Source organism: Cyanobacteria bacterium FACHB-DQ100, assembly GCA_014695195.1.
Taxonomy (GTDB): domain Bacteria; phylum Cyanobacteriota; class Cyanobacteriia; order Leptolyngbyales; family Leptolyngbyaceae; genus Leptolyngbya.
Window position 1 is genome coordinate 1 of record JACJNW010000024.1, and the last position, 10,240, is coordinate 10,240.

Sequence of the window (10,240 nt, forward strand, 5' to 3'; positions counted from 1 at the left end):
AAGTTGTTGATTTCTCCGTGTCAGAGGCGTTTTGAAAAGCGGTTGTGTCGTATTTCACAATCTCGTTTGTTAGCGTTGCGATCGCGGCTGAATTCGTATTGGGCTGCGATCGAACATTCACGTTTTCACCCACAACGACGATCGCAGAGAACGCATCGAGGTTTGCTGAGGGATTCTTTTTAATTGCGTTGTCAAATTGCTGAAACACGGTCGGGCAAGAGTAGCCGTAACTTGCTTCAGAGCAACCCAGCGAGAGAGCTTTTTCGAGCGATGTCCAGAATGATGAATTGGGGTTTTCTGGATTGAGATAATCAATCGATCGATGCGCCCCAAAGCTGAATTTGGTTTCTGGTGTGACAATACTGCGAATGTACTTGGCATCACGATCGCGAACGGCTTGACGGGTGCGATCGAGAAACTTCGCAAAGTCTTGGGATTGCGTGGATTCGTCTACGAGCGTGATCGACAGGCGATTCGGATCAGGACTCGCCACAGGAGAAGGAGAAGCCGCAACCGGAGGATTGAGTTTCTCGCTGGTTGCAAGTGGAGTCGAAGGGGCGGGCTGTTCGATTTGGGGAGGGGTCGGTTGGGGTTGGGGACGCAGATAAGTGACAGCCGCGATCGCCGAACTCACAGCAGCAGTCAAAACCACGACTCCAGACACAATCAAAGCATTGGTTCTCATAGCGCGTCATTGCCTGGACTGAAACGATTTAGGCAATGTCCTCTTACTTTAAGATTCACTGGCTGCGGTGAGTGTTCCGGACGAGATCGAGCGCGGGAACTGAAGACCGGAGGGATTAGCGCGTCGCATTTCGTAGCCGTTTCCCGTCCAGAGAATTCGATAGCGGGGCGAGACTTCGAGGACATGAAGACGGTGATACCAGCCGTAGCCGATGTATTCATCAGGAGTCTCGGTTTCGAGCAGGTTAGTTCCGTAGAGTCCGCTGGTTTCGCTGCCGGGAACGATCGACTGATTTTGCTCAACTGGAAGAAATTGACCTGTGATGCGATCGCTCACATACCAATGCAACGAAGAATTCGTAATGCGCCCGCGTGGATGTTTGTGCAGCCATTTCTGATTTTGAAACATCCGAAAACAAGAGAAAAATAAGTGATATTGATTATTTTGATAAATCACTTGGGGACGTTCAAGGTGATAGAAGCCCCAGTTTTTTGCATTGGGAGGTGCAACAAGTACGGGAGGAAGCAGTTGATATTCGCCGTCAATAGTATCGGAAACGGCTACGCCCACACAGCCTTGAAAGTTTCCGGGCGTTTTGGAGCTTGCACAGGTAAACATAAAATATTTATCAGAGTCAGGATCTTTGAAGATGTAAGGATCACGCCAGTGAAAATGGTTTGACCAATTGCAGCGACCATAATCAGGATCATCCTCGCTGGGAATTAAGGGAAAATGCTTGTACTGGCGTTCCCAGTGAATGCCATCAGTTGAAGTTGCAAGTCCAATGCCTTCACTTTTGAGTTCTCGCCCTTCTTTGCCGCCTGCTGAATAGAACAGATAGTAAGTTCCATTTTCTTTTAGGGTATGACCCGCGGAGATTCTGCCCGATTCCCAAGCATGATTTGGATCAGGTGCAAGTAGAATGCCTAAATCGTCCCACTCATACAAGTCTTTGGAAATTGCACCACAAAGGTTGCTCACTGACCACCAGGGCGTTTGACCTTCGACTCCTTGTAGATAGAACATGAGATAGCGATCGCCGTCCTTGAGAATCCAGGGGTCCCAGTTCATCGGTGCGCCTCGGAGCGACGATCGCAGCATTCCAGCGATCGCATTGCCAATCCGGATTGCGCCGCGCTCAAGAATGCTAATCGTTTGTAGCTCAGATGCTCCCGTTGGAATCGGTTCAATCAGACTGACAATCCCTTGATGAATCCGATTTAAGTTCATTAATCTCCACCAGGTTCAACTAATTTACCAATGTTGAAGTCAATTCGTATCCAGCCTTTGAGCTTACGTAAGTTATTCAATAGCAATAATGGAATCTGCCAGTGATGCACCATCAAAAAGGGAATTGGATCAGAGGCTTGAAGCAGGGCATCTTTTCCATTCAAAATCACACTGAGTCGCTCCTGGAAGCGACTCCAAGATCCGGCGGTGATTAGTCTCCAGACCTCGTGATATGTCCAGTAGGTGGGTTTACTACTCGGAAGCGGCTGAATCGGTTCTACGGCGATCGGTTCTCCCAAATAGGCTTTTGCTACATCGGGATGATTGTAGAACATTGTAATTGCAGAATGTGTTCTAGGATTACATTCGATCGCATACACTTCTCCGGTCGATCGTTCAATGAAATCAAACGAAATTTGTCCGGTGAGATTTAACGCTTTTACAAATGTAGTCACCCAAGCCTGAATTGCAGGATGATCTATCTGCTCATAGTTCACCTGAAATGCAGAAGACTTCGCACAACAATGTAAGCGCACTTCACCATCGCGCACAGTGCTATGCGTACAATACTCCTGCCCAGTGATGAACTCTTGCAGAATCCAAGGACTCTCTTCACTGATGGGCAATGTTGCGAGATGTGCTGCCATTGCTTCTTTCGATTCCAATGGATACTTGGTCATATCCAAGCGATGTACCGAATCGTAAGCAATGCTTTTGAGAATGTACTGGCTGGAGTCAAAGTCAAAATCTAAAACTTGCTGCGAATCGGTGATGCGGTATGTTTTTGGAGCCGTGAGACCGAGCGATCGAGCCTTCTGACTCAGTTCAAACTTGTCATCCAATAGCTGAGTGATTCCTACATCAAAGTGCAATACTTCACAATGTTTTGATAATGCAGGTTTTGCAAGTGAACAGTAATAGCTTTCAACAGGGCTAGTCACTGGAACAACGACATCAATGTTTTCTCGCTGTACAATGTTTAGCAACGCTTGAACAAAAGCTTCTGGGTCTTGCTTTGGTGCAGGAACAGTGTAGAAGCGATCGACCGAATTAGAAAACTGATGTCCGGTGAGCCAGTATTTCTGAGTTTCAATTAAAACAACCCAATGACCTGCCGCATGAAACGATCGCGCAAGCTGCAAGGCTTTGGTCATTTTGCCGCCTGTAATCAAGATGCGTTTTGGTGAATTAGATTGCGGAGTAGACGACTGCTGAAACTTACCAACGATCCAGGCGCATAGAACGATCGTGAGGTTAATTGGTAGAGCAATCAGCAGCAATGTCAGCGTTAGGATGTTCTGTAGTGCTGCTTTGAACTTAGACTGAAACGATTGCGAACTTAGCATAAGCAATAGCCATAAATTAAAGTTTCCCCTCTTCATAAAGCCAGAAACTACGATGTAGATGCAAATTGTCGCTTTGTTCTAAGCGGCTAATTGCCCCCTAAATCCCCCACTTGTGGGGGACTTTGAAGTGATCAAACAAGCCTGCTCCTGCATGAATCCTTGCTCAAAAACAGACTCAAATTTGATTAGGACAAAAGTGCTGTAGCAATCAAGAGCTTTACTCCACTCAAAGTCCCCCACAAGTGGGGGATTTAGGGGGCAGCTATTCGACTGCAACGCAGCGAAAACCATCTTTACACAGCAATACCTTAGAAGAGGGGGAAAGAGAAAACAGGAACTTTCTAAACCCGTCGAATCAGCGTCACACCATCGCGCAAGGGAACTAACACTTGTTCAACTCGCGCATCCTCTGCAACGACCTGATTAAACTCAGCGATCGCCGCTCCATTCGCCGATCGTTCAGTCAAATAAGGCTGTCCTTGAAGCAAGGTATTGTCCACGCAGATAAAGCCATTCGGTGCTAACAATCCGGAATCGAGCAGCAATTGAAAATACTGCACATATTCCCGCTTATCGGCATCGATAAACACGAAGTCAAACACCTCGCCTTGACTTACAAGTTCTTTGAGGGTGTCGATCGCTGGGGCTAACTTAATCTGAATCTTTGCACCATGCAACGACTGATCAAATAGCTCCTGAGCAAAACTTGCAACATACTCATCGACTTCGCAAGCAACGAGAACACCATCAATGGGTAATGCTTCCGCCATTGCTAATGCAGAATATCCGGTAAACATTCCGATATCCAAAATGCGACGAGCGTGAGCCATGTGAACCAACATTTTAAGAAACTGTCCTTCAACATGACCCGATAGCATTTCCTGCTCTAGATGGCGCACTGTTTCACCATCCGAAAAGCGCTGATCCCAAGGCTCCCCCTGGGTTTTCCTAGCAATTGCGCTCAAATCTTTCGATTCAGGTGTTGTACAAGCATTGACATACTCTTCAAGCCCGATCGCCAATTCCAATGCTTTCTGCACGGATTCTGTGGCATCTTCAGCGTGTTGGAGTTGCTTGAGTGCAGTTTGCAGATGAGCCGTCAAAATTCCAAGCGGCGTAACGGGACGTGCCGCAGTCGGAGTGGCTGTGGTCATCTAGTTTGCACTCCCCACCAACTCACTGTTCGCTACATACGCATCAATGCCTGCTCCAGCACGAGGATAGTCCGCACACAACCGCTTATGATCTGCGATCGCGCTTTCTAGCTCATCCCGGGTCAAATCATTCACAAAGTAGCAAGTTCCGATCGGGCGCGGCATTGCGGCTCTGAGCAATCCATCACGAGTCAGCATAATCGATTGAGTTGCTTTCCACATCAAGTCAATCTCCATCATTGGATGATCGAGTGCCAAGCCCAACCGACTCATCAAACCGAGAATACGATCGCGATCCACCGCAGAGATATAACCACGTTTTTCAGCAATAGTCGCCGAAAGCGCCATATCAATGTTCACGGCATGACCATGTAACAGTGGAACTTGTGGAGCTAATTCTAGCGTTGGACTCCAAGTGTGACCATAAGCAATCACGCGATCGAGCATCAATTCATGCAGATTCGGAGCCTCTAGCTCCAGCATTGTTTTGATTGACTCATAGTTCACGCGATGTCCGATTTGTTTGAGATCCGCAGCATCACCCACAAAACCGAAGTGGTTATACAGCAACTCTTCACCATATTGCTCTAACAACTCAAACACTTCAGCGTTAGAAACAACGGCAATTTTAACTAACTCTGCCATACCATTTCGGATCTGATCCACAGGCAAGGTCTTCAAGAACGAGAAATCAAGAATGACTTGCTTAGGCGGATGATAAGCACCGAGACGATTCTTTAACTTGCCATGATTCACAGCAACCTTAATCGCAACACCCGCATCAATCAACCCAATTAAAGTTGAAGGAACTCGGATATAGTTTGTGCTTCTGCGATAAGAAGAACAAGCAAACCCTGCAACATCTAAAACCAATCCGCCACCAATGACTAGAACTGGCTCTTTACGCTTGAGATTAAAATCGCAGAAAGCATCCGTGATTTTTAAGAAAGTGTCGATCGTTTTCTCTGGCTCAGTAATCTCGATCGCAAATACCGTTAAATCGATTTCGTAATACTCGAAATACGATCGCAACTGTTCGCCATAGAGACGATCGACATTGTGATCCACCACTGCTAGACAGCGTCCTAAAGTGCGGTAGTTATCTGCCAAAGCGGGATTTCCAACTTCAAACAAACCCTCGATGAGATCCAAATTAAACTCGATCTTCTCGTATCCTTCCAAATGAAATGACTGATCCGTTGCTTCAACTTTTGCGTGAACAGAACTCATAGCTTACTTCCGTGATTGTCTAAGTTGCCAACACAAACTTGCTCGAATTTCGAGCTAAAAACTGCAATTCAGAGGATGAAAAACTGTTTAAGTTTGCGTCAGGAATCGCAACCGACTGAATAAGATCAATCGAATCGATTTGGCGGACTCCCAAAACATGGAGTGCCTCATAATTTGAATCATGTATCAGTCGCACCGTAAACTATCAGTAGAGTAAATAATGTACTTTGCGCCTAACAGTGTCTAAAGGAGTAGAAAGGAGTACGTCTTGAAGACTAATTCTTGGGAGGGATTCTCTGCCAATCAGCAGATTGACCGCTATCCTTACGCAGCGAAGCGTCGGGCAATGCTGGGAAGTAGAGGAGCAGTGGCAACCAGTCAGCCTTTAGCAACGTTAGCTGGAATACAAATGCTACTCGCGGGCGGGAATGCTGCTGATGCTGCGATCGCAACTGCGATCGCGCTGACTGTGGTGGAACCGACTTCAAACGGGATTGGCTCTGATGCGTTCGCGCTAGTTTGGGATGGCAAGCTACATGGATTAAACGCATCAGGTAGAAGCCCGCAGAATTTACCTGTTCAAACCTTACTCGAAGCTCCGAAGATGCCGCAGTTAGGTTGGGCAACAGTCACAGTTCCAGGTGCTGTTTCGGCTTGGCGATCGCTCTCCCAACGTTGGGGAAAGCTTCCGTTTGAGCGATTGTTTGAACCTGCAATCCATTATGCAGAACAAGGATTTCCCGTCTCGTCGGAAGTTGCCCGCGCTTGGAAGCGAGCCGAACAAACCTTTCTACCGCTTACAGGTGCAGAATTCCAACCCTTTAAAGCTGTGTTTTTTCCTGGTGGTCGCGCTCCGCGTGTGGGCGAGATTTGGCGCAGTCCTGCTCATGCAAAAACCTTGCGATCGATTGCTAGCTCCCAAGGTGAAGCATTCTATCAAGGTGAACTTGCAGACGCGATCGCCCAGTTTGCAGAACAGACCGGAGGATTTCTCGATCGTCAGGATTTTGCAACCCATCAAGCGGATTGGGTTGATCCGATCTCAACTAACTATCGGGGTGTGACAGTCTGGGAAATTCCGCCTAACACTCACGGCATTGCAACATTGATTGCATTGAACATTCTAGAAGGCTTTGATTTATCGCAATATCCGCGGGATTCGGTCGAAAGCTTCCATTTGCAAATCGAAGCGATGAAATTAGCGTATGTTGAGGTCGATTGTCATGTCAGCGATCCCCAAACAATGCAAGTTGCTGTAGCCGACTTACTGGATAAAGCTTACGCATCTGAGCGACGACACTTGATTAGTCAAGCTGCATTAACATCAATTCACTCAGGATTTCCCAAAGGTGGAACGGTTTATCTAGCCGCAGCAGACGAGGACTTAATGGTGTCATTCATTCAGTCTAACTATGAGGGACTTGGTAGCGGTATCCTCATTCCCGATACTGGAATTGCACTTCACAATCGCGGCAACGCCTTCTCAACCGAAGCGGGGCATCCGAATCAAGTTGCACCGGGTAAGCGTCCCTATCACACGATTATTCCAGGATTTCTCAGCGTGGGAGATCAGCCGCTCGGTGCGTTTGGTGTGATGGGCGGATTTATGCAGCCTCAAGGACATTTACAGATGGTCGTGAACTTAGTGGACTATGGCATGAATCCCCAAGTTGCGCTGGATGCTCCTCGCTGGCGATGGATAGCAAACAATCAAGTGTTGTTAGAGCAAACTGTAGCCCCAGATGTCGCGATCGCACTGTCCGATCGCAATCATCAGATTCAACTGACTGCGGAACCGAGTGCATTTGGTCGAGGACAGATGATTCTAAAGTCTAATCATGTCTTAATTGCAGGTTCAGAATCGAGAGCGGATGGTTGTGCGATCGTGCTTTAAACGAGCGTCTCGTATCGATACAAGAGATATCGATACGAGAGTATATTAATCAATGCCTAAGCCGCTTTTAGCCAGTAGTTATAGGCATCTGCTAGCTTTTCATCGTAGCGATTCACCCGGTAGCTTTCACCGTTATACCGCAGCGCAAATCCTGCCCAATCGCGGCTAATCAAGAAGCGATCGAGCCGATTGCTTTTAATAAAATTGAACATTGCTGCTAACTGCTTGCCTTCGCTTTCGTGCATATCGCGCACAAAAGATTCCACATCCCGGTAGCCCGCCTGAGCGTGATTGAAGCCCATCACCTGACCCAAACCCCAAGAAGCAGATTTCAATGCCGCTTCCCGATTCAGATTCGCTGCTCGATAAATGCGATCCCATTCTCCGGCTCCACCAATGTACAAACTACGATTCCAGACCGGGCTGGAAATATTATCGTCGCTGTAGTCAAATCGCCCATTGGTAAAATCCGAAAACCAATGCGCCTCAAACAAGATTTTGGGTCTGCCGTCGCGCAAAAATCCTGATCCGGCAGCTTCTACATCAACAACGGCTCGAACTGCGGCAACCTCACAACCAATCGATCGAGCCACATCGCGAAAATCTTGAGAATTGAGCGATCGAGTTGGACGCACCACAGGAATTCGAGGAATTGCAGGTTCGAGTAACATCAGTGCGGCAGTGGGCGAAAGCTCATTGGAGTTGAATTCGTAAGCTCTAGAGAAAGCAACATAGGCTGACTGAGTTCTACCGCCCCAAAGTCCATCGACAGGACCTGGAGCATGTCCCATTGCATCGAGTCCCTGCTGAATTTGGCGGGTAAGGCGCTGATCGGCAGTAATGCGAGACATCTGCCAGGTGAATCCACCTGTTGCAATGAGGCGGAGTCCGGTCGGGATGGCTTGATTTGGGGGAGCAAGGCGAGTCCCAGAGGGAGCCGGTGTTGTAGGCGCTGGTGTTGCAGGAGGTTGCACAACGGTTTGTGGGGGAGTTGATTGTGCAGGTGGGGTGGGTTGTGTAGGTGAGGTGGGTTGTGTAGGTGAGGTGGGTTGTGCGGGTGGCTTCGACTGTGTGGGCGGAGTCGATTGTGTGGGCGGAGCTGATTGTGCAGGTGGCTTCGCTTGTGCAGGTGGAGTTGGTTGTGCGGGTCGAGGCTGGAGACCTAGAAGCAGTTGCGCCGCACGGGGGCTGATTTCGTTGTTTTTAAGCTGATTGCGAGTGGCGAATGCACTAAAAGCGCTCTGAGTCATATTGCCCCAAATGCCATCCACAGGGCCAGGTTGAAAGCCTAACGCGATTAGGCGTTGCTGTAGTTCTCTGGTTAAGCTTTGGCTGTTGCGAACCGTGGTTAATGGAGTCGTAGATGTTCCCGATGCGATGGTATTGAGGTTCATAAGATTTTACTCATGCGCTGACTAGCACTCTAGATTGTAGGCACGATCCCCTCAATTTCTTTAGCAGATTCTACGTATCTTCTAAAAATAGGAATAATTTTTTACGCTCCGATCGCACCGCGAATTAATCTCTGGGCTTACTGACTAAGATGCGCCAGGTGACAAATACGGTAATTGCCACAAAGCTCCAAAAGACGACTGCATCTTGCCAGTTCTGCAAAAATCCAACGTGATCGCTCATTTGATGTTCCAACGTCTTCGCCAACTTGAGGTTGATTCTACCGTGGACGATCGCTGTTCTTGTTCGTGTCGGGTCAAAATTTCTGCGGCTGAATCGCTGAGGGTGCGATCGCGGTAAGGAATGGCGGCGCGGGTCTTGAGATGTTCCTGTTCCATTTGTGATAAAGGATGCAGGGTTTCAGGGTTCCAGGCTGCGATCGTGCCTTGTGCCCAGTCGTGCGGCAGGTGAAGCGCTCCGAGGGGAATGGTTCCGATTTGTAATCCGGCTTCGATTAGGGCAGTGCGGACAGATGCCGATCGCGAGTAGGTTGCGAGTTTTCCGGTGGGGGCGAGGCATTGGGCGACAAGCTGAAAGAATTCGATCGTCCAAAGTTGGGGACAGCGACGCGGTGAGAATGGGTCAAAAAAGATGGCATCTGCTTGAAATTTCGATGCGATTAAGTGCTGAATTGTTTGTCTTGCATCACCAATGAGCAATTGTGCTTTGAGATGCTCGTGCTGATAGTAATGCTGTTTTGCAAGTGTTTCTAGAATTTCTTGAACGGATTTTGACCAGTATTGCAATAATTGTGGTGTAACTGATCCAAGAGGTACTGTTGGATCGAGTTCTAAAGCGTAAATTTCAATGTTGCAAGTTGGATTAACTTTTCTGATGACTTCGATCGCGGCTGCGGTGTTATAGCCTAATCCATAGCAAACATCTAAGAGTTTGATTTGGGATTGCTGTGCTCTCTGTTGCAGGTCGATCGCGTCTGAGAATTTTTGAAAGGCTTCGGTTTTTGCGCCTTGATAGCTGTGAAACGCTTCCCCAAACTCCTCAGAGAAAAAGGTATAAGAGCCATCTTGAGTTAACTGCGGAATCCAATCGGACATACAAACTTCTGAACGCTTCCTTTATTCTAGAGTTAGGGTTCACAAGGATAGAACGGTGTTTAGAGTTGTTACACGCAATGTCGATCGTGAGTTTGATCGCTGGATTGATGCTCTCGAATTTGCAAAGTTGAAGATGCCAGAGTGTAAGTGGTTTCAGGACGTTCGGATTTTTGAAAAAGGGAATTTAGTTTGGG

9 protein-coding genes are annotated in these 10,240 nt (G+C 47.8%); 2 read left to right on the forward strand and 7 right to left on the reverse strand.

Annotated features, from left to right (window positions below):
- The 5 genes from H6F51_09840 to H6F51_09860 all read right to left on the reverse strand — a co-directional run.
- Positions 1-685: hypothetical protein (locus H6F51_09840; GenBank protein ID MBD1822794.1), on the reverse strand; the 685-nt coding region annotated here is incomplete at its 3' end.
- 48 nt (positions 686-733) lie between these two features.
- A complete protein-coding gene (locus tag H6F51_09845) occupies positions 734-1,915 on the reverse strand; it encodes a family 43 glycosylhydrolase (protein ID MBD1822795.1) in 1,182 nt (393 codons plus the stop codon).
- Entirely contained in the window at positions 1,915-3,261 is a 1,347-nt protein-coding gene (locus H6F51_09850) for an ATP-grasp enzyme (protein MBD1822796.1), read from the reverse strand. Before H6F51_09850 ends, H6F51_09845 begins: the two co-directional genes overlap by 1 nt.
- A 341-nt stretch (positions 3,262-3,602) precedes the next feature.
- Positions 3,603-4,415: a class I SAM-dependent methyltransferase gene (locus H6F51_09855; protein ID MBD1822797.1), complete on the reverse strand. Its 813-nt coding sequence runs from the start codon at positions 4,413-4,415 to the stop codon at positions 3,603-3,605.
- A complete protein-coding gene (locus tag H6F51_09860; GenBank protein MBD1822798.1) occupies positions 4,416-5,645 on the reverse strand; it encodes a sedoheptulose 7-phosphate cyclase in 1,230 nt (409 codons plus the stop codon). It lies immediately after the preceding gene.
- A 346-nt stretch (positions 5,646-5,991) separates the two neighbouring features.
- Here H6F51_09860 and H6F51_09865 point away from each other — a divergent pair, with 346 nt between their 5' ends.
- Positions 5,992-7,539 (forward strand): gamma-glutamyltransferase family protein, encoded by a 1,548-nt coding sequence (locus tag H6F51_09865; GenBank protein MBD1822799.1) that lies wholly within the window; start codon positions 5,992-5,994, stop codon positions 7,537-7,539.
- Positions 7,540-7,595: 56 nt separating this feature from the next.
- Here the strand turns inward: H6F51_09865 and H6F51_09870 are convergent, their stop codons facing one another.
- Together H6F51_09870 and H6F51_09875 are read right to left on the reverse strand one after the other, a co-directional pair.
- Positions 7,596-8,210, reverse strand: a complete 615-nt coding sequence (locus H6F51_09870; GenBank protein MBD1822800.1) for an N-acetylmuramidase family protein — start codon at positions 8,208-8,210, stop codon at positions 7,596-7,598.
- Between the two features lie 960 nt (positions 8,211-9,170).
- Positions 9,171-10,046 carry a hypothetical protein gene (locus H6F51_09875; GenBank protein MBD1822801.1) on the reverse strand — a complete coding sequence of 292 codons (876 nt, stop codon included), beginning with the start codon at positions 10,044-10,046 and terminating at the stop codon, positions 9,171-9,173.
- A gap of 55 nt (positions 10,047-10,101) precedes the next feature.
- Between H6F51_09875 and H6F51_09880 the strand changes: the two genes are divergently transcribed.
- The coding region (locus tag H6F51_09880; protein MBD1822802.1) for a hypothetical protein at positions 10,102-10,240 on the forward strand (139 nt) is incomplete at its 3' end.